Raw genomic sequence first — 18,769 nt, 5'->3', positions numbered from 1 at the left:
ACGCCCACGCGCCCCACGACGCTGCCAGCCATGCTCGACATCCTGCTCTACCTACTCGCGGCGCTATTGATGATCGGCGGACTGGCCGGCGCGATCCTGCCGGCGCTGCCGGGCATTCCGATGATCTTCGGCGGCATCTGGCTGGCCGCGGCGGTGGACGGCTATCGGCACGTGGGCCTGTGGTGGCTGGTCGGCATCGGCCTGCTCGGTGCCGCGGGCGTGGTGGTCGACTTCGTCGCCGGAGCGCTGGGCGCCAAACGCGTGGGAGCCAGTCGGCAGGCGCTGTGGGGCGCGGCACTGGGTACCTTCGTGGGCATGTTTTTCGGGGTGCCGGGGCTGCTGCTGGGGCCGTTCGTGGGCGCGTTGGGCGGCGAGTTGCTGGCCGGAAATGGCGCCTTGCGCTCCGCCCACGTGGGCCTGAGCACCTGGCTGGGCCTGCTGTTCGGCACGCTGCTCAAGCTGGTGGTGTCGTGCGCCATGCTCGGGTTGTTCGCCCTGGCGATGCTGCTGGGCTAAGGCCTACACCGGGCCGGGAATCACGTAGAACAGCACCGCGAGGTAATGCAGCACGCTTCCGGCGAGCACGAAACAGTGCCACACCGAATGGTGATAGGGCAGCCGCCGCCACAGGTAGAACGGAACGCCCAACGTATAGGCCAGACCACCGGCGACCAGCAGCAGCATGCCGCCGGTCTGCAGGTGCGCCATCAGCGGCTTGAACGCAATCATGCCGATCCAGCCCATGCCGATGTAGAGCAGCACCGACAGCTTGCGAAAGCGCCTGAGCGCGCCGAACTCCAGCACGCTGCCCAGCGCGGCCAGCGTCCACACCGCCGCGAACAGGCTCCAGCCCCAGCGCCCCGGCAGGGCGATCAGGGTGAACGGCGTATAGGTGCCGGCGATCAGCAGATAGATCGCGATGTGGTCCAGCGTGCGCAGCACCGGTTTGGCCTTGGGCACGGGCACGGCGTGATAGAGCGTGGAGGCGGTGTACAGCAGCACCAGGGTGGTGCCGAAGACCGCGCTGGCCACTACATCGCGCACCTCGCCGTGGCGGGCGGACAACGCCACCAGTGCCGCCAGCCCGGCGATGCTGAGCACGATGCCGATGCCGTGCACGATGCTGCTGGCCAGCTCGTCGCCGAACGTGTAGCGCGGCGCAGCCGTCACCCTTACTGCCGTCACGTGAGTTCTCCACCCGCCGCGGATGCGGCGGTTCCGCACTGCACCATAGCGCGCTCATCCGGCGCTGCATCCTCCGGCGCACGGAAAGCTGTCGGCGGCGCACGCTACACCGCCGCCGACGCGATCACTCGATGATGAAGGCGCCAAAGGCAACGCCGAGATTCCAGCCGCGCCCCTTGCCGCTGAGCGCCAGCGACACGCTGCCTTTGGTCACCACCTGCGCATCGGCCGACTTCTCCGCTCCCGCGTGCGCCTCGGCGTTGGCGTAGTGGCCCTTGATGTCGGCGATGCTGTTGACGCCGGTGAACTTGCCGATGCCGTGGTCGATGCGGGTCTTGCCGAAGGTCAGGCCACCGCCTTTGGCGCGCAACCGCACGTGCATGCTCTGGCCGTTGCTGCAGGTCACCGTGCCGCTGCCGGTGGCGGTCTTGTAGAACACCGACCAGCCCGAGAGCTGGAAGGTCATCTTGCAGGAGATGTCGCGTGCCTGCGCCGCCGGCGCCACCGCCATGCCCAGCAGCAGCGCGCACGCCACCGCGAATGTGCGAATTCCCATGATGTTTCCCCGCATCGAGTGGCCGGCTCGTGGCCGGATCGGCGCATTGTGCGCATGGCGGATGAATTGGCCGCAACGCTGCGGCAGCCGCGTGCAGCAGGACGCCGCCCGCCGGTTACCCCGCCCGGCAGCGATACGTGTTGGCGAGGCCTGCGCGGTGCAGATCGCGCCCGGCGCCGCATCGATGGTTTCAATTGAAACGCTTGGACGTATAGACGTCCGCTTGCCCGAACCATGACTTCCGGCATAGGCTGCAGGCGCGTCCCGCGATCCCCACTGCCACCCCGCAGCGCGGCGGCGCCACAACTCACATCGATTGTCAGGAGGTCGCCCATGTCGTCCGCAAGCCTGGCTGGTGCTCGTCGTCCCCATCCCGACCAGGTGCGCATCGCCGCCCTGAGCGCGGCGATGGCCCTCAACCTCGTCATCCTCGTCGCTGCCATGCGGCCACTGCCGCCACGCATGGCGGACGTGTTGCCCAAGCCGGCACCGACTCCCACCGTCCGCATCATCGAGAAGGAGCCGACGCCACCGCCGGCACCGCCCATGCTGGAGATCAAGCCGCTGCCGACGCCCGCGCCGCCCACGGCCGTGCCCCGGGCAACGCCGGCCCCGACCGCACCGCCCGTCGTTTCGGTGGTGGAGGAAGGCAACGTCGCCGCACCGCCGGTGAGCACGCCAACGCTGGCGCCACCGTCATCGGCGGTGGCCGCGGAGCCCGTGGAGGCGAGCCTGGCCTACCGGCAGGCGCCGCTGGCCTACCCGGCGATCGCGATGCGCCAGCGCATACAGGGCACGGTGTTGTTGCGTGTGCTGGTGGATGAGAGCGGCCGGCCGGTCGATGTGCAGGTCGAGCAAAGCAGCGGCCATCCGCTGCTCGATCGCAGCGCCCGCAGCCAGGTGCTCTCGGGCTGGTCGTTCCAGCCGGCGGTGGTCGACGGGCGCGCCGTGCGCGCATGGGCGCGGGTGCCGGTGACGTTCCAGCTGCGCGGCGGTTGATGGGCGGTTGATGCCATCCCCCGGCCCGCCCGCGGGCCGGGGGATGACGGGCTCAGCGGGCCGTCATCACCGGAGTCGAGGATGCTCCACGCGTCGCCCGCACCACCAGCCAGACCAGCGCCATCACGATCAGCGCCGGCATCGCCAGCGGCAGCAGCGCCAGGGCGAGCACCGGCGCCAGCAACAGCAGCAACACACCGCCGACCAGCAACCCGGCCATGCCGGCCAGCAGGCCGACCAGGCTGCCGACCACGGCGAAGGTCAGCTTGAAGACGAATCCCACCAGGCTGGCAGCCAGCCACAGGATGCCCACCACCAGGGCAAGAACGGCGAACGTGACCATCGGCGCACTCCTTCGACAACGGCGCCCGGTTCGGCGCCACGTCACGTCAGATGCAGCTCGGCGAAAAACGGTTGCAACGCGCCCGCTCAGAATCCTTCCAGCACGATCTTGCCGATGGTGCTGCCGCTCTCCAGCTGCGCGTGGGCACGGCGCAGGTTGGCGGCGTTGATCGTGCCGTAGTGCTCGCGCTGGGTGCCGCGCAGCGCGCCGGCGTCGACAAGGTCGGCGACCTCCTGCAGCAGGCGGTGCTGCGCCAGCATGTCCGCGGTGTGAAACAGCGAGCGCGTGTACATGAACTCCCAGTGCAGCGAGATGCTCTTACGCTTGAGCGCGCGAATGTCGATCGGCGTGGCCGGGTCGTCGATCAGGCCCAGTTTGCCCTGCGGGTTGAGCAACTCCACCAGCGCCTCGTAGTGCTGTTCGGTGTGGGTCAGGCTCATCACGTAGTCGACGCCGTCCGGCGCCACGGCGCGCACCGGCTCAAGCAGGCCGGCACGGTGATCCACTACATGATGCGCACCCAGCTCGCCCACCCAGGTCTGGGTCTCGGGGCGAGAGGCGGTACCGATCACTGTAAGCCCGGTGAGCTTGCGTGCGATCTGCACCGCCATCGAACCCACGCCGCCGGCCGCGCCGACCACCAGCAAGGTCTTGTGCTGGTCGCCGCGCGCCACGCCGAGCCGGTCGAACAGCAGCTCCCACGCGGTAATGGTGGTCAGCGGCAGCGCTGCGGCCTGTGCGAAATCCAGCGTGGTCGGCTTGCGTCCCACGATGCGCTCGTCCACCAACTGCAGCTCGGCGTTGCTGCCGGGGCGATCGATTGCGCCGGCGTAGAACACCGCGTCGCCGGGCTTGAACAGCGTCGCCTCCGGCCCGGCCGCCACCACCGTGCCGGCGGCATCCCAGCCCAGCACCTTGTCGGCGCCGGCAGGATCGACGTTGCGGCGGATCTTGGTATCCACCGGATTGACCGACACCGCCTGCACGCGCACCAGCAGGTCGCGTCCGGTCGGCGCCGTCGGATCGGGCAACACCACGTCGAGCAGGCTGTGCGGATCGTCGATGGGCAGCGACTGGCGGTAGGCGACGGCTTTCATGGGCAGCTCCGATGGGGCAGATCGAATGGGGAAGAACAGGCTAGCGCAGCGAGGCGACGAAGACCGGCGAGCACCAGCCTGCGCGCGTGCGCCGTGGGTAGAGAGTGACGAGCGGCGGCGCGCCTCAGCCGGGCTCTTGCGCCGACACACCGACATAAGCCGGGGCCGGGCCCGTGCAGGCCCGGCTCCAGACAGTAACCGCCAGCCCCAGCGCCGCCACCGCCGCACCAGCCAGGCTCACCGCCGGCAGGCCGAACCCCGCCGCAATCACCGCGCCACCGAGCAGGGCACCCAGCGCATTGCCCAGGTTGAACGCGGCGATGTTGAGCGTGGAGGCGAGGTTGGGTGCCTCGCCGGCCTGCTGCACCACGCGCATCTGCAGCGGCGGCACGGTGGCGAACGCAGCCACGCCCCACACGAACACCGTGACGATCGCCGCCACCGTGTGCTGCATGGTCCAGGCGAAGCCCAGCAGCACCAGCGCCAGCACGGCGAGGATGCCGATCAGCGCGGGCATCAGGCGCCAGTCGGCGAGCCGTCCACCGAGCAGGTTGCCCAGCGTGGTGCCGGCGCCGAACAGCACCAGCACCCAGCCGGTAGCGGCCACGCTGACGTGCGCCTGCTGCTGCAGGATCGGCGCGATGTAGGTAAACACCGTGAACACGCCGCCGAAGCCCAGCACCGTCATCGCCAGGGCGCGCAGCACCTGCGGATCACGCAGCACGCGCAGCTCACGACGCAGCTGCGGCGCCACCAGATCCGGCAGTGGCGGCACGTAGCGCCACACCGCGATCGCCGCTAGCACCCCGAGCCCGGTCACCGCGGCAAAGGTCGAGCGCCAGCCGGCCCACTGGCCGAGGAACGTACCGAACGGCACGCCCAGCACGTTGGCCAGGGTCAGCCCGGCGAACATCAGCGCGATCGCCTGCGCGCGCTGCTCGCGCGGAACCACATGCGCCGCCACCACCGCGCCAATACCGAAGAACGAGCCATGGCAGAACGCCGCGAGCACGCGCGCGAGCATCAACACCGGGTAGCTGGGCGCGATCGCACACAACGCGTTGCCGGCGATGAACAGGCCCAGCAGAAGCAGCAGCGCGTGGCGACGCTCCATGCGCGCCGTGAGCATCGCCAGCAGCGGCGCGCCCGCGGCCACGCCCAGCGCGTAGCCCGACACCAGCAGTCCCGCCGCCGGGATGCCCACGTGCAGGTCGGCGGCCACTTCCGGCAGCAGGCCCATGATCACGAACTCGGTGGTGCCGATGGCGAAGGCCGCCACCGCCAGTGCGAACAACGCCAGTCGCGACGCGGGCCGGCTCATGGCGTCACCACGCCGAGCTGGGTCAGCAAGGTGAGGTTGTCCTCGATGTGCCAGTTCTCGGCGATGCGCCCACCGGCGACGCGGTAGATGTCGGTGGCGATGAAATCCACCGACTGGCCGCGCCCCTGCCGGCCCGCGAAGCGGCCGCTGAAGTGGCCGCGGAAATGCAGGTGCGCCACGACGCGGTCACCGGCCACGATCAGCTGCTCCACCGCACAGCTCAGATCCGGCACCGCAGCGCGGAACGTGCGCGAGGCGTCGAGCGCGCCCTGCACGCCTTGCGCGCGGCCCGGCGGCAGCGTGCGATCGACAAAGTCCGGCGCCAGCGCCTGCCGGGCCAGCGCCTCGTCGCCGGTGTTCCAGAAACTGGCGTAGCGCCGCGCGGCGGTGGTCAGCGTCTCGCGCTGAGCGGGGGCGGCCACCGCGGCGACGGTGATCTGCGCAGGTGCGCTCGACGCCGCCGGAGCGGCCGATGGCGCCGACCAGGCCACCATGGCCGAGGCAAGCAAGGGAACGAGGGACATTGCAGGGCTCCTGGGGAAAGCGGAGCGCGCATCGTGAACCTTGCCGTGGGCGACGATAATTGGCCCAATGAGGCAAGCATCTTTTCCCCAGAGTTGAAGATGGTCGATCTCGACGCGATGCAATTGTTCGTCCGCGCGGTCGCCGACGGCAGCCTGTCGGCCGCCGGGCGTGAGCTCGGGCTGTCGCCGGCGGCGGCCAGCAAGCGGCTGAGCCGCCTGGAACAGGCGCTCGGCGTACGCCTGCTCCAGCGTAGTTCGCGCCGGCTCACGCTGACCGACGAGGGCGCCGCCTACTACGAGCGCTGCGTCGCGATCCTGGCCGACCTGGACGAGGCCCACGCCAGCCTCGGCGCCGGCCAGATGGACGCCCGCGGCCTGCTGCACGTGGCCGCACCGGCCGATCTCGGGCGGCAGTGGATCGCACCGCTGGCGGCCGAGTTCGCGGCGCAGCACCCCAAGTTGCGCCTGCGCATCAGCGTGTCCGACGCCACGCTGGATCTGTTCGAGCACGGCGTGGACGTGGCCATCCGCAGCGGCGCATTGGCCGATTCGCGACTGGTCTCGCGACGCCTGGCACTGAACCATCGCGTGGTCTGCGCCGCGCCGGCGTATCTGGCCAGACACGGCCGCCCGGCCCACGCCGACGACCTGGCCGGCCACGCCTGCCTGATGCTGCATCGCCCCGGCCGCGGCATCCTGCCGTGGACGCTGCAGACCCCCGAGGGTCCGCAAGCCCTGCGCATCGAGGCGGCGATCACCTGCGACAGCGGCGACCTGCTGCGCCAGTTGGCGGTGGACGGCTACGGGCTCACCTTCAAGTCGGCGTGGGACATCGCCGCCGACGTGCGCGCCGGGCGTCTGGTGCCGCTGCTGGCCGACATCGCCACGCCGGACGCGAACATCCACGCGATCTATCCCAGCCGGCGCTTCCTGCCCGCGCGCATCCGGCTGTTCGTGGACTTCCTGCACGAGCGCCTGCAGCAGCACGAGGCCGTCGTGCTCGACACCGTGCGCCAGGCGATGCGCTGACATGCTCGCCGACCTGATCGCCCTCGCCGCCCTCTGTCTGCACGCGCTGGGCACGCTCGCCGCCATGCACGCGGTGGTCCACGCGCGCACGCCGCAGGGCGCGATGGCCTGGGCGCTGGGCCTGGTGCTGCTGCCGTATCTCACCCTGGTGCCGTACCTGTACCTGGGATCGAGCCACGTGCACGGCTACGCGCCGGCGCCGCGACGACGCAGCGCCGGCATCCTCGCCTCGGCCGAGGCGCATCCGGCCTGCGTGCGGCTGGATGCGCTGGCCGCGCTGGCCGGCCGGCCGTTCCAGCGCGGTCATGCGCTGCGTCTGCTCATCGATGGGCAGGCCGCCTTTGAGGCGATGTTCGAGGCCATCGCGCAGGCCCGCCGCGACGTACTGGTGCAGTTCTTCATCATCCACGACGACGTCATCGGCCGCCGCCTGCAGCAGTTGCTGCTGGAGCGCGCGGCCGCGGGCGTGCGGGTGCATCTGCTGTACGACAACATCGGCAGCCACGACCTGCCGCCAGCCTACGTCGACGCGCTGCGCCGCGGCGGCGTGCAGGTGCAGGCCTTTGCCGGGCGCCGCTGGCGCAACCGCTTCCAGCTGAACTTCCGCAACCACCGCAAGCTGGTGGTGGTGGACGACGCCTGCGGCTTCGTCGGCGGCCTCAACGTGGGCGACGAATACCTCGGCGGACGGCTGCCGCTGTCGCCCTGGCGCGATACCCAGCTGGAACTGCGCGGCCCGGCCGTGGCCGACCTGCGCCGCGCTTTCGCCGAAGACTGGCACTGGAGCACCGGCACCACACTGCCGCCCGCCGGGCCGATCGCCGAGCAGGGCACGGCCAGCGTGCTGGTGCTGACCACCGGGCCGGCGGACGACCAGGAAACCGGCTCGCTGTGCTTCACCGCGCTGATCCACGCGGCGCGCCAGCGGGTGTGGCTGAGCACGCCGTATTTCGTGCCGGACAACGCCGTGCTGTCGGCGCTGCAACTGGCGGTGCTGCGCGGAGTGGACGTGCGCGTGATGATCCCGGCGCGACCGGACCACCGCGGCGTGTTTCTCGCCTCCACCTTGCACGCGCACGAGGCGATCCAGCGCGGCATCGGCATCTATCGCTACCAGCCGGGCTTCCTGCACCAGAAGGCGGTGCTGGTGGACGACCACACGGCGGCCATCGGCAGCATGAATCTGGACAGCCGCTCGTTCCGGCTCAACTTCGAGATCACCGCACTGGCGGTGGGCGAGGCCTTCGCCGCCGACGTGGAGGCGATGCTGCGCGACGACTTCGCACGCTGCCGCGCGATCGACGCGCACGAGTACGACGACGCGCCCTACCTGCGCCGCGTGGCAATGCACGTGGCGCGGCTGTTCGATCCGATTCTTTAGCGAAACCTCGCTAGCCTGCGCGCTCATCCCTGGCGCGGCGCTGCGCCAGCCAGTGGATCACGATCCACGCCGCGAAGATGCCCACCGCCACGCCTACCATCTCGCAGAACGCGCGCGTGCCGAGGTTGTCCGGGTCGTGCACCTCGGCGAGCTTGGCGCGCAGCAGCTGCAGCGACTGCAACTGGGCGAAATTGAAGTAGAACAGGTTGCCCAGATCGCCGCCGCCGCTGAGCAACAGCGCCAGCAGGTAGGCCCAGCCGATCTTCTTCGCCTCGCTCCAGCCGCCGCGTCGGCCCAGCGCATGAAACAGCACGAGCAGCAACGCGCCGGCGACTGCGCTGATCGCCCCGGCCTGCAGGCCGCCGACGAAGCCGTAGCCCATCCAGGACTGGTCATACGGCATGGTGCGCTCCGCGACGGGCGGGGAGGAACGATGCGACCGCCATGGCGTTCATACGTCGTCCTGGGAGCTGGCGCTCACGCTCATTGCGCCGTCTAGATCCACCTGCACGGCAATGGTGATCGGGCGGCAGCACACCGAGCAGTCCTCGACGTAGCGATGCGACTCCTCGGCCGGCTCGACATAGATCTCGATCGCCTCGCCGCAGTAGGGGCAGTCGATCAGCACGGTATCCAGCATGGCGGCGGCTCGTGGCAGGGAGGGGCCGTGATTGAAGCACACCCGCACGCCCGGCCCCACGTCCAGGCCGCCGCATGCGCGCGGTGCTCAGCCGCCCGGCAGTAGCGCGCGACCGATCAGCGCCGGCGACCACTGCTCCGGCTTGAGGATCAGGAACAGGCCGGCCTTGCGGGTGCGCCGGGCCAGCTTGAGCAGGTCACGGTCCTTGCTGATCAGCCACTGCGCGCCGCTGGCCTGCGCCAGTTCGAGAAACTTTTGGTCGTCCGGGTCGCGGCAGGTGGGCAGCAGCGGGAGGTCGGCCGGGGCAGTCGGGCCGGGCAGCGTCAGCATGGCCGCATCGAAACGCTCGCGCAGTTCCGCGCGCTGTTCCGGACGGATCGGCACGCTGGGGTAGTGCAGCACGCGCAGCCATTCCTCGCGGCAGGCCGCATCGACCACCGCCCGCACGCGACCGTCGGCCAGCGCTCCGGCCAGCGGCGCGCAGGCCGCGTCGCGGAACAGGAAGAGGTCAAGACAGACGTTGGTGTCGAGCACGACGCGCGGAACGCCGTCGTGGGCTGCAGCAGGCATACGGCATCGCCGGTGGAAAAAGCGCACGCACTGTAGCCCATACGAGAGCGGCCCCGTTCGAACGGGGCCGCTGCGCCGGTCCGGCGCCGCTCGGTCAGTGCTGGTGGTGCAGAGCCTGCTTGAGATCACGCATCTGGTCGTGGCCGGTCTTCACCGACACGTAGGCCTGCATGATCACCGAGCGGGTCGGCGGCGACAGCTGGTCGTCCTTCAGCGCATCCTCGAACTTCGCCTTGATGTGGTCCTCGCCACGCTCTACCTCGTCGACCACCGCGGTGTCGCCGGAGCTCAGCGACTTGCGCAGGTTGACGAACATGCGATGCGCCTTGGCCAGCACGGAGCCGTCGTCCTCCGGCTCGGCACCGAGCATGCGCACTTGGCGTTGCAGCTGGCTGGTGACCTGCGAGCGTTCCTGCGCGCGGCTGGCAAAGGTGCCGGCGAAGCGGGTGTTTTCGGCGTCTTTGGCGGCTTCCTCGTAGCCGTTGGCGCTGTCGATGGTGGTTTCGATGAGGTCGTTGAGAACCTTCACGTCATGGTCGGTACGGCTCATGGGGAGCTCCTCGGTTAATTGGGGGACAGCGCGGGGAGATGCGCCGAGCGAACCGGCATTCGCTGCACATCATGCTGCCCACCACACTCGCCCGAACGCGTGAAAACCTTGGCTGCGCGATCTTCATCGATGTGACCGCAGAGCGCCCGCGCGCTCACGCTGCTGAACCGCGTTCAGGCTCCCGTGGCGGCCGTAGTTGCGAGCGCGGCAATCGCCTGCGGAATCTGCTCGGGAGCCTCCACCGTGGCGACATGCCCGTGACCCGGCTCTAGGCCGTGATCGAGCTCGTGACTCCAGGTCACGTGGTACGGCACGTGCACGCCCCAGCCGCCCAGGCGCACCACCGGCTCGATGTCCGAGCGCAGCGAGTTGCCCACCATCAGGAACTGCTCCGGCGCGATGGCGAACTCCTCGAACAGCCGCCGATAGGTGCGCTCGTGCTTCTCCGACACGATCTCGATACGGCGGAACAGGTCCGACAGCCCCGACTGCTCCACCTTCTGCTCCTGGTGGAACAGGTCACCCTTGGTGATCAGCACCAGCGGAAACTCGCGCCCCACCGCCTCCACCGCAGCGCGGATGCCCGGCAGCAGTTCCACCGGGTGGCGCAGCACGCCCTTGCCGATCTCCACCAGACGATGGATGTCCGCCGCCGAGATGCGCCCGTCGGTGACCGCGATGGCGGTTTCCACCATCGACAGCGTCATGCCCTTGGCGCCGTAGCCGAACAGCGCGAGGTTGCGCCGCTCGGTGGCGAGCATGTCGTCGTGCACGCCGCGGTCGCCGAGGTCGACGTAGCGCCCCACGATGTCGGCGAATGCGGCGCTCGCCGCCTGGTAATAGCCCTCGCTGTGCCAGAGCGTGTCGTCGCCGTCGAAACCGATCATCTTGATCATGAAAAGACCTGTGCCTGTGCAGAAAAAGGAGTGATGCAGCGCGGGCGCGTGGCCGGGCCGGGACGCTTCCATCGGCGCCGGTGCGCCATCGAGCGGCATCATCGCAAGCGATGGGCGCCACGCGGGGGCCGTATTCTCGCACTCGCTTCGATGGGCGGTGACGAGGCATCATCGAACGCCCTCCCCTCACGCCCGACCCGCATGCCCAGCATCGACCTGCGCCACGCCGCCCTGATCGTGATCGACCTGCAGCCGGATTTCATGCCCGGCGGCGCGCTGGCCTGCCACGAGGGCGACGCGATCGTGCCGGCGATCGACGCGCTGCTGCGCGCGCGCCGCTTCGGTCACGTGGTGGCCACGCAGGACTGGCACCCGGCCGGCCACGTTTCCTTCGCCAGCTCGCACCCCGGCCGCGCCCCGTTCGAGCAGATCGACCTGCACGGCCAGCCGCAGACGCTGTGGCCGGAGCACTGCGTGCAAGGCACGCCGGGCGCCGCGCTGCATCCGGCGGTGGACTGGTCGAGCGTGGACGTGACGATCCGCAAGGGCAGCGATCCGCACGTGGACTCCTACAGCGCCTTCCAGGAAAACCACGGCCCGGGCGGCACGCGCCCACCGACCGCGCTGGCCGGCTGGCTGCGCGAGCGCCGCGTGGAGGCGGTGTACCTGTGCGGCCTGGCGCGCGACGTCTGCGTGCTGTGGAGTGCGCAGGACGCCGCGCGGCTGGGCTTTCGCACCCATGTGCTGTGGGACCTGTGCCGACCGGTGACGCCGGCCGGCGATGCGCCCACCCGGGCCGCGCTGGCGCGTGAGGGCATCGCCCTCGCCGACCCCGCGGTGCTGTTCGACTGACTTCCCCCCAAGGAGCTTCCCGATGCGCACTCCTCTTCGCTGGCTGCTCGCCACCCTCGCACTGGCGCTCGCCTTCACCGCGTCCGCCGCCCCGGTCGCCCCGCTGCGGGTAATGACCTTCAACGTACGCACACCCTCGCCCGATGGCGTCAACGTGTGGGAGAACCGCCGCGAGCTGTTCGTGCGCACCGTGCGCGACGCCGATCCGGACGTGTTCGGCACCCAGGAGCTCCACAAGGAACAGGGCGACTACGTGGTGGCCAAGCTGCCGCACTACGCCTGGTTCGGCGAAGGCCGCCGCGGCGGCGACGGCGACGAACACATGGGCGTGTTCTACCGCAGCGACCGGCTGAAGGTAATCACGTCGGGCAACTTCTGGCTGTCCGATACGCCCGACGTGCCCGGCAGCATCAGCTGGGGGCACCCGTTCCCGCGGATGGTCACCTGGGCGTTGTTCGAGCGCAAAGCCGACGGCCGGCGCTTCTACTTCTTCAACACCCACCTGCCCTATCGCGACCAGGACGAGGACGCGCGCAGCAAGGGCGCGAAGGAGATCCTGGACCGGCTGGAGGCCTTGCCGAAGAACGTGCCGATCGTGCTCACCGGCGACTTCAACACCTCGCCGGCCAGCCACGCGCATGCCCTGCTCACCGGCCTGCTCACGGATGCGCGCACCAGCGCGCCGGAGCACGCCGGCCCGGACAAGACCTTCCACAACTTCACCGGCACACCGGACCAGCGCATCGACTGGATCCTCACCCGCGGCTTCACCGCGATGCGCGCCGACACGATCACCGTGCACGAGGGCGCGGTGTATCCGTCGGACCATTTCCCGGTGCTGGCCATGCTGCGCTGGAACGACCCGAAGGGAAGCCGGCCGTGAGCTGGCGTCCCGGGATCTGAGACACCACCCGCCTATCGTGCGCGGGCCGCTTCGGATCCCCCCTCCGACACCGGCTCCGTCCATGGCAGTGGTCGGTTCAAACCCTTGGCCGCGTCGACTCGACGCGGCCTTTTTTGTATCGGCGCCCGTGCGCCGCTGGCGCAAACCCTGTTCGCTTATGCGCCGACGCGCTCGCGCACCGCGTCCATGTCGCGGATCGGGCGCACCTCGATGCAGCCGGTGCGCGACCACGGAAAGCTCTGCGCGATGCGCACCGCCTCGTCCATGTCCGCCGCCTCGATCAGGTTGAAGCCGGCCAGGTATTCCTTGGTCTCGGCAAACGGACCGTCGAACACCGTGGTCTTGCCGTTGCGTACGCGCACCGAGCGCGCGGTGACCGGGTGCTCCAGCTGCTGCGATTCGATCAGGTGGCCCTCGGCCTTGAGCTCGTCGGCGTGGATGAAGCAACCGCGCATCATGTGGTCGAACTGGCCCGAGGGCAGCTCGCCCAGCAACTGGTCGTCGCTGTAGATCATCACCAAGAACTTCATGCGCTCTCCGTAGGCCGTGGCGGGAACGCCGATGCTAAGCCCGCAGGGCCGCCGACCGATACTCCCCGTGTCGCACGCCGGCCCGCGTGCGGCACACTGCCGGCCATCGGCGCGTGCGCCCATATCCCTTGCTCCGTGACGTCATGACTTCCGATCGCCCCCTGCCACCCTGCAACGCCTGCACGACGCACGAGCCGCTGCCGTTCGCCTTCACCATGGCGTTCCAGCCGATCGTCGACGTGCGCGAGCGCCGGGTGTTCGCCTACGAGGCACTAGTGCGCGGCAGCGACGGCACGGGAGCGGCACCGATCCTGCAGCAGATCACCGAGGACAACCGCTACGTGTTCGACCAGTCCTGCCGCGTGAAGGCGGTGGAACTGGCGGCGCGGCTGGGCATCGACTGCTACGTGAGCATCAACTTCCTGCCCAACGCGGTGTACCAAGCCGCCACGTGCATCCGCGCCACGCTGGAGGCAGCGCGGCGCTTCAACTTCCCCACCCGCCAGCTGATCTTCGAGATCACTGAAAGCGAAGAGCTGGTGGACAAGGAGCACCTGAAAAGCATCATCCGCGAGTACCAGCGGCAGGGCTTCCGGACCGCCATCGACGACTTCGGCGCGGGCTATTCGGGCCTCAACCTGTTGGCCGAGTTCCAGCCGGACATCATCAAGCTGGACATGGCCTTGGTGCGCGCGGTGGACCGCGACCCGGTGCGCCAGGCGATCGTGCAAGGCATCCTCGGCGTGTGCCGCGCGCTGAACATAGAGGTGATCGCCGAGGGCGTGGAAACCACCGCCGAATTCGTCCTGCTGCGCGGCATGGGCATCGGCCTGTTCCAGGGCTTTCTGTTCGCGCGGCCCGGCTTCGAGACGCTGCCGGCGGTGGACTGGAGCGTGCTCGATTGAGCACAGCGCCGCCGCCCGCGCACACGGGCGGCGGCGGCATGCCGGTTCAGATCGCCAGCCACAGGTAGAGGAAGGTCGTGTTGTTGTCGCTGGCGCTGCGGCCGGCGCCATCCACGTTGTGCACGCGGCCGGCGAAGCGGCTGTAGAAGGTGTACTGCAGGCCCACGCGCACGTTGGCCCAGGGCTCCTCCCACGAGCTGGACTGGCCGAACGGATTCCAGTCGGCCTCGAACGTGGCGCCGCGGGTGTCCGGCTTGCCCGCGTCTCCGTAGAGCGTCGCATCGCTGCGGCCGTTGTCGGCGAACAGGTCCAGCGTGGCGCCCCAGGTATTGCGGTACCAGTAGCTGCCGTCCAGGTTGAGCGCGTCGAGGCGACCGTTGAGGTTGCTCGAACCGCCCGAGGCGTAGGTCGCGTCGAGCTTCTGGCGCTCGTCGACATACAGGGCGTTGAGGGTGACCAGGTGGTCGCTGCCGAAGGCACGCTGGTAGCTGGCGTCCACACCGAGATCGTCGAAACGATCGGACGGACCGGCCGTGGCCACCGCATAACCCGCCGCGTTGGTTCCCGGCAGGCCGCGACGGGCGTGCAGGTAGAAGCCGCCGAGCTCCACGTTGCCCGCTGGCAGGTTCCAGCTGTAGGTGAGTCGGGCGTACGGCGCGGTCGAGGCGAGGCGGCCATCGAAGTCGGCGTTGACCTTGCGCAGGAAGGCCGGTGACAGCGAGCGATAGGCGCCCACCTCGCCGTACCACGTGCCGTCGAGCTGCAGATAGGCGTTGGCACCAATCACCTGGCCACCCAGGCCGCCAAACAGCATCGGCATCGCCGGCGCACCGGGCGCGAGGTCGGCGGCCATGTACGGGTACTGCCACGCCGGCGCGGTGTTGAATACATCGGTGACCGTGGGGTTGTTGTTGAGCGAGACGCCCCAGATTGCGTTGTGCTTGCCGGCGTTGAAGCTGTTGGCGTAGCGCAGGTCCAGGTTGTCCCAGCCGAGCAGGCCGCCGTTCTGCGAGTAGGTGGCTTGGGCGAACACGCCCACGTGCTGGCTCAGGCGGCCGGCGAGGAACACCGAGGCCTGCTGCAGCTCGGTGTTGTCGTTGCGACTGAAGCCGTCGGCGGGCGGATCGACCTGCGCCTTGGCGGTGTGCGTGAACGACTCCACCAGCATCGCCGACAGCGGCACGTTGGCGCCGTTCCCGGTCTTCATGGTGTAGCCCATCAGCTTGAACTGACGACCGAACGCGGTGAGCTGCGGGCCGAAGCCACCGACGTGGCAGGCCGAGCACGGCAGCTGGGTCTGGCGTGCGAACGAGGGCACCGCATCCACCCGGCGCGCGAGCAGGGCCAGGCTCAACGTGCTCAGTGCGATCAGCGTCGCACCGACGCCAGCGCGACGGGCAGGCGTCCATCGGAACAACGACGAGACATCCATGGTGTTTCCTCCGGCATCGTGCCGCGCGTTGCGGCGACGTTGCGCGGAGGATCGGCGCGCCAGGAGCTGCCAGCCTTGACCGTGGTCAAGCGTGGCGCACGTTCGCAGCTTCCTGCGGACTTGGGCGCATGGCCGGCGCGGATGCCAGCCATGCGCGAAGCCCTCAGTGCGCCATGCCGTCGGCCTTGTCGACGTGGCCGCCCTTCATCACGAAGTCGACGTGCTCGAGCGTGCGGATGTCCTTCAGCGGATCACCCTTCACCGCCACGAGATCCGCGTACAGGCCCGGCTTGATCGCACCCACGCGATCGCGCCAGCCGAGCAGGTCGGCAGCGTTCCAGGTGGCGGACTGGATCGCCTGCATCGGCGTCATGCCCCACTCGACCATCTTGGCGAACTGCTTGGCGTTCCAGCCATGCGGATAGACGCCCGCGTCGGTGGCGAAGGCCATCTTCTCGCCAGCCTGCACCGCCTTGCGGAAGTTCTCGCGCTGGGTGCGGCCCACCAGCTTCTCCTTGGCGATCTGCGCCGGCGGCGTGCCGAGCTTGGCGTACTCGGCGAGGATGTAGTCGTCGTTGTAGACGTCGAAGTCGAGATAGGTGCCGCGCGCCTTGGCCAGCTTCAGGCCTTCGGCGTCGATGAAGCTGCAGTGCTCGACCGAATCCACCCCGGCGCGGATCGCCATGTTGATCGCCTCGGCGCCGTGCGCGTGCGCGGCCACCTTCTTGCCCCAGCGGTGCGCCTCGTCGACGATCGCGTCCATTTCCGCCTGGCTGTACTGCGGCGCGCCCACCGAGGTCTCGTTGCTGAGCACGCCGGCGCTGGCCATGAACTTGATTACGTCGGCGCCGCGCTTGACGTCCTCGCGCACGCGGGCGCGCACCGCGTCGACGCCGTCGGCCACGCCGCTGGGGCCGGCGAAGCTGATGTCCGACGAAAAGCCGGTGTCGTCGTCCGCGTGGCCGCCGGTCGAGCCGATCGGCACCGTGGCCACCAGCATGCGCGGGCCGGGGATCAGCCCGCGATCGATCGCGTTGCGCAAGGCCACGTCCACGTAGCCCGGCGCGCCCACGTTGCGCACGGTGGTGAAGCCGGCATCCAGCGTGCGCTTGGCAAGCGTCGGTGCGATCACCGCGTCATCGACCACGCCCAGGGTCAGCGCGTCCTGGTAGTAGTTGCCGGTGCCGGTGGTGGGGTCGGAGGTGAGATGCACGTGCACGTCGATCAGGCCGGGCAGCAAGGTGGCGTCACCCAGGTCGATCAACGTCGCCCCGGCCGGCACCGCATCACCGTCACGCACCTCGGCGATGCGCTCGCCGCGGACGATCACCACCACCGGACCGCGCACGCGGCCGGACTCGGCGTCGATCCAGTGGGCGGCCTTCACCGCGGTGAGTGCGGGCGCCGAGGCGGGCGCATCCTGGGCGAGGCTTGCCCCAGCGAGGGCGAACGACAGCGCAGCGCACAGCGCGCAGCGGAGGGACGGCAGGCGAACGGTCATCGGCGACTCCAGACGGGAAGGACCCGGCGACTCTACCGGCGGCCGCGCCGCCGCGCATGGCGACTTTCGCAGCCCCCATCCGACCGCGCCGCCGGCAGCCTCAGCGGGAACGCAGCGCTCTGCGGAAAGCGCCGACGAGACCCGCGCTACACTGCGCGCCCCACTGCGGAGACCACCCATGGCCGAGCGCACCCTCGATCGTCACCACGTCCGCTCCGGCGCGACGCGCGAAGGCTCGCGCTACACCGCGTGGCTCGCGGTGACGCCGCTCGCCGGCGGCTTTCCCAGCTACTTCGCGATCTGCGAAAACCGCAGCTTCCGCGAGCTGGAGGTGGCCGAGGCGGCTGCGGCAAAGGCGCTGGACGATCTCGTCGGGCTGGAGGACGACGGCACCCCGGTGTTTCCCGAGGGCTATACCGGCTTCGACGACGACGCGGCACCGGCCGACGCGGACTGACTCAGGACGCCAACGCCGCGGCGATCTCCGCCACCGTGCTGCGCGCCGTGCGGGTGACGCCGATCAGGGTGGCCGAGGCGGCGCCCGTCCACTCGCCGTAACCGACCAGCCACAGCCGCGGCTGGGCCACGCTGCGCGTGCCGGCCACCGCCACGCGATCGTCGGCCTCCACCACGCCGAGCGGGCGAAGGTGATCGAGCGCAGGACGGAAACCGGCGCACCAGATCACCGCATCGATGCGCTCGCGACGGTCGTCCGGCCATTCCACGCCGTCCTCCACGAAGCGCGTGAACGGACGCACTGCGTGCAGCACGCCCCGCGCGCGGGCAGCTTTCACCGGCGGCACCATCACGATGTCGCCGAGACCGCCCACCGGCTGCTCGATGGCGCGCCCTTCCTGCTGCGCCCTCCAGCGCTCGGTGGCGCGGGCGAACAGCACGCGGCCGTCCACCTCGTCGGCGAGAAAGGCCGGCGGCTCCAGCGTGACCCAGGTGGAGTCGGCCACCTGCGACAGCTCGGCATGGATCTGTGCGCCGGAATTGCCGCCACCCACCACCAGCACGCGCTGCCCCGCGAACGGCTGCGGCGAGCGGTAGTGCGCCGAGTGCAGCTGGGTGCCCGTGAAGGTGTCCATGCCCTCGTACGCGGGCACGAACGGGTGGCGCCAAGTGCCCGTGGCGCTGACCACGGCGCGCGCCGTCCAGCGCCGCGCGCCCGCCCGGACCTCCAGGCCATCGGCTGAGCCGTGCACTCCATCCACCCACACCGGCCGCTGCACGGGCAGCGCGTAGTGCCGCTCGTAGTCGGCCAGGTAGGCGAGCACGTCGTCGCGCGTCGGGTAGTCGCTGCCGTCGGCGTGGCGCACCGGCGGCATCGGGCGGCCGGCGATCGAACTCCACACCGCGGGCGAGAACAGCCGCAGCGAATCCCAGGCGTGCCGCCATGCGCCGCCGGGGCCGTCCTCGGCATCCAGCAACACGAAGCGAAGGCCGCTGCGGCGCAGGAAATACGCGGTGGCCAGCGCGGCCTGGCCGCCGCCGATCACCACCACATCGAGGCGCTCGCTCGACGGCGTCGACTCGGCTACGGCCATCGCG

Annotated in this window: 23 protein-coding genes; 8 read left to right on the top strand and 15 right to left on the bottom strand. The window is 69.9% G+C overall.

Features of this window, described 5'->3' with window-relative positions:
- Positions 1 to 30: 30 nt before the first annotated feature.
- Positions 31 to 516, top strand: a complete 486-nt coding sequence (locus ACQVBX_RS17570; protein ID WP_431635750.1) for a DUF456 domain-containing protein — start codon at positions 31 to 33, stop codon at positions 514 to 516.
- 3 nt (positions 517 to 519) lie between these two features.
- On the opposite strand, the gene trhA is transcribed toward ACQVBX_RS17570, so the two are convergent.
- Together trhA and ACQVBX_RS17560 are read right to left on the bottom strand one after the other, a co-directional pair.
- Complete coding sequence (gene trhA / locus ACQVBX_RS17565; RefSeq protein WP_431635748.1) at positions 520 to 1,185, bottom strand: PAQR family membrane homeostasis protein TrhA; 666 nt, start codon at positions 1,183 to 1,185, stop codon at positions 520 to 522.
- A 124-nt stretch (positions 1,186 to 1,309) separates the two neighbouring features.
- Positions 1,310 to 1,741, bottom strand: a complete 432-nt coding sequence (locus tag ACQVBX_RS17560; protein ID WP_431635747.1) for a hypothetical protein — start codon at positions 1,739 to 1,741, stop codon at positions 1,310 to 1,312.
- Positions 1,742 to 2,074: 333 nt separating this feature from the next.
- On the opposite strand from ACQVBX_RS17560, the gene ACQVBX_RS17555 reads away from it, so the two are divergent.
- Positions 2,075 to 2,740 (top strand): energy transducer TonB, encoded by a 666-nt coding sequence (locus ACQVBX_RS17555; protein ID WP_431635746.1) that lies wholly within the window; start codon positions 2,075 to 2,077, stop codon positions 2,738 to 2,740.
- Positions 2,741 to 2,792: 52 nt separating this feature from the next.
- On the opposite strand, the gene ACQVBX_RS17550 is transcribed toward ACQVBX_RS17555, so the two are convergent.
- The 4 genes from ACQVBX_RS17550 to ACQVBX_RS17535 form a co-directional block, all read right to left on the bottom strand.
- On the bottom strand, positions 2,793 to 3,083 hold the full coding sequence (locus tag ACQVBX_RS17550) for a hypothetical protein (protein WP_431635745.1): 291 nt from the start codon (positions 3,081 to 3,083) through the stop codon (positions 2,793 to 2,795).
- Between the two features lie 86 nt (positions 3,084 to 3,169).
- Positions 3,170 to 4,180 carry a zinc-binding alcohol dehydrogenase family protein gene (locus ACQVBX_RS17545; protein ID WP_431635744.1) on the bottom strand — a complete coding sequence of 337 codons (1,011 nt, stop codon included), beginning with the start codon at positions 4,178 to 4,180 and terminating at the stop codon, positions 3,170 to 3,172.
- Between the two features lie 124 nt (positions 4,181 to 4,304).
- Positions 4,305 to 5,501, bottom strand: a complete 1,197-nt coding sequence (locus tag ACQVBX_RS17540) for an MFS transporter (protein ID WP_431635743.1) — start codon at positions 5,499 to 5,501, stop codon at positions 4,305 to 4,307.
- Positions 5,498 to 6,025 carry an ester cyclase gene (locus ACQVBX_RS17535; protein ID WP_431635742.1) on the bottom strand — a complete coding sequence of 176 codons (528 nt, stop codon included), beginning with the start codon at positions 6,023 to 6,025 and terminating at the stop codon, positions 5,498 to 5,500. The genes ACQVBX_RS17540 and ACQVBX_RS17535 overlap by 4 nt, the downstream gene beginning before the upstream one ends.
- 99 nt (positions 6,026 to 6,124) lie before the next feature.
- On the opposite strand from ACQVBX_RS17535, the gene ACQVBX_RS17530 reads away from it, so the two are divergent.
- On the top strand, positions 6,125 to 7,054 hold the full coding sequence (locus ACQVBX_RS17530) for a LysR family transcriptional regulator (RefSeq protein WP_431635741.1): 930 nt from the start codon (positions 6,125 to 6,127) through the stop codon (positions 7,052 to 7,054).
- Position 7,055: 1 nt separating this feature from the next.
- Positions 7,056 to 8,435 carry a cardiolipin synthase gene (gene cls, locus ACQVBX_RS17525; protein ID WP_431635740.1) on the top strand — a complete coding sequence of 460 codons (1,380 nt, stop codon included), beginning with the start codon at positions 7,056 to 7,058 and terminating at the stop codon, positions 8,433 to 8,435.
- A 10-nt stretch (positions 8,436 to 8,445) separates the two neighbouring features.
- On the opposite strand, the gene ACQVBX_RS17520 is transcribed toward cls, so the two are convergent.
- The 5 genes from ACQVBX_RS17520 to ACQVBX_RS17500 form a co-directional block, all read right to left on the bottom strand.
- Positions 8,446 to 8,838 (bottom strand): hypothetical protein, encoded by a 393-nt coding sequence (locus ACQVBX_RS17520; RefSeq protein WP_431635739.1) that lies wholly within the window; start codon positions 8,836 to 8,838, stop codon positions 8,446 to 8,448.
- 48 nt (positions 8,839 to 8,886) lie between these two features.
- Complete coding sequence (locus tag ACQVBX_RS17515; RefSeq protein ID WP_431635738.1) at positions 8,887 to 9,075, bottom strand: CPXCG motif-containing cysteine-rich protein; 189 nt, start codon at positions 9,073 to 9,075, stop codon at positions 8,887 to 8,889.
- A gap of 87 nt (positions 9,076 to 9,162) precedes the next feature.
- On the bottom strand, positions 9,163 to 9,645 hold the full coding sequence (locus tag ACQVBX_RS17510; RefSeq protein WP_431635737.1) for a putative toxin-antitoxin system toxin component, PIN family: 483 nt from the start codon (positions 9,643 to 9,645) through the stop codon (positions 9,163 to 9,165).
- Between the two features lie 94 nt (positions 9,646 to 9,739).
- Complete coding sequence (locus tag ACQVBX_RS17505) at positions 9,740 to 10,195, bottom strand: PA2169 family four-helix-bundle protein (protein ID WP_431635736.1); 456 nt, start codon at positions 10,193 to 10,195, stop codon at positions 9,740 to 9,742.
- Positions 10,196 to 10,368: 173 nt separating this feature from the next.
- Positions 10,369 to 11,091 carry an HAD family hydrolase gene (locus ACQVBX_RS17500; protein ID WP_431635735.1) on the bottom strand — a complete coding sequence of 241 codons (723 nt, stop codon included), beginning with the start codon at positions 11,089 to 11,091 and terminating at the stop codon, positions 10,369 to 10,371.
- Between the two features lie 201 nt (positions 11,092 to 11,292).
- Here ACQVBX_RS17500 and pncA point away from each other — a divergent pair, with 201 nt between their 5' ends.
- The gene (gene pncA / locus ACQVBX_RS17495; RefSeq protein WP_431635734.1) at positions 11,293 to 11,943 is read left to right on the top strand and encodes a bifunctional nicotinamidase/pyrazinamidase; all 651 of its coding nucleotides are present in this window, start codon (positions 11,293 to 11,295) and stop codon (positions 11,941 to 11,943) included.
- A gap of 22 nt (positions 11,944 to 11,965) precedes the next feature.
- Positions 11,966 to 12,826 (top strand): endonuclease/exonuclease/phosphatase family protein, encoded by an 861-nt coding sequence (locus ACQVBX_RS17490; protein ID WP_431635733.1) that lies wholly within the window; start codon positions 11,966 to 11,968, stop codon positions 12,824 to 12,826.
- 176 nt (positions 12,827 to 13,002) lie between these two features.
- On the opposite strand, the gene ACQVBX_RS17485 is transcribed toward ACQVBX_RS17490, so the two are convergent.
- The gene (locus ACQVBX_RS17485) at positions 13,003 to 13,377 is read right to left on the bottom strand and encodes a YciI family protein (RefSeq protein ID WP_431635732.1); all 375 of its coding nucleotides are present in this window, start codon (positions 13,375 to 13,377) and stop codon (positions 13,003 to 13,005) included.
- 143 nt (positions 13,378 to 13,520) lie between these two features.
- Between ACQVBX_RS17485 and ACQVBX_RS17480 the strand changes: the two genes are divergently transcribed.
- Positions 13,521 to 14,282: an EAL domain-containing protein gene (locus tag ACQVBX_RS17480; RefSeq protein WP_431635731.1), complete on the top strand. Its 762-nt coding sequence runs from the start codon at positions 13,521 to 13,523 to the stop codon at positions 14,280 to 14,282.
- Positions 14,283 to 14,328: 46 nt separating this feature from the next.
- On the opposite strand, the gene ACQVBX_RS17475 is transcribed toward ACQVBX_RS17480, so the two are convergent.
- Both ACQVBX_RS17475 and ACQVBX_RS17470 read right to left on the bottom strand, forming a co-directional pair.
- Positions 14,329 to 15,714 (bottom strand): cytochrome C, encoded by a 1,386-nt coding sequence (locus ACQVBX_RS17475; protein ID WP_431635730.1) that lies wholly within the window; start codon positions 15,712 to 15,714, stop codon positions 14,329 to 14,331.
- 163 nt (positions 15,715 to 15,877) lie between these two features.
- The gene (locus ACQVBX_RS17470; RefSeq protein ID WP_431635729.1) at positions 15,878 to 17,215 is read right to left on the bottom strand and encodes an amidohydrolase family protein; all 1,338 of its coding nucleotides are present in this window, start codon (positions 17,213 to 17,215) and stop codon (positions 15,878 to 15,880) included.
- Between the two features lie 178 nt (positions 17,216 to 17,393).
- On the opposite strand from ACQVBX_RS17470, the gene ACQVBX_RS17465 reads away from it, so the two are divergent.
- Positions 17,394 to 17,672, top strand: a complete 279-nt coding sequence (locus ACQVBX_RS17465) for a hypothetical protein (protein WP_431635727.1) — start codon at positions 17,394 to 17,396, stop codon at positions 17,670 to 17,672.
- Between the two features lies 1 nt (position 17,673).
- On the opposite strand, the gene ACQVBX_RS17460 is transcribed toward ACQVBX_RS17465, so the two are convergent.
- Positions 17,674 to 18,765 (bottom strand): ArsO family NAD(P)H-dependent flavin-containing monooxygenase, encoded by a 1,092-nt coding sequence (locus tag ACQVBX_RS17460; protein ID WP_431635726.1) that lies wholly within the window; start codon positions 18,763 to 18,765, stop codon positions 17,674 to 17,676.
- Between the last annotated feature and the right edge of the window lie 4 nt (positions 18,766 to 18,769).

It is taken from the genome of Dyella thailandensis, from assembly GCF_050749815.1.
GTDB lineage: Bacteria > Pseudomonadota > Gammaproteobacteria > Xanthomonadales > Rhodanobacteraceae > Dyella_A.
This window is presented reverse-complemented; position numbering and strand designations above follow the sequence as displayed.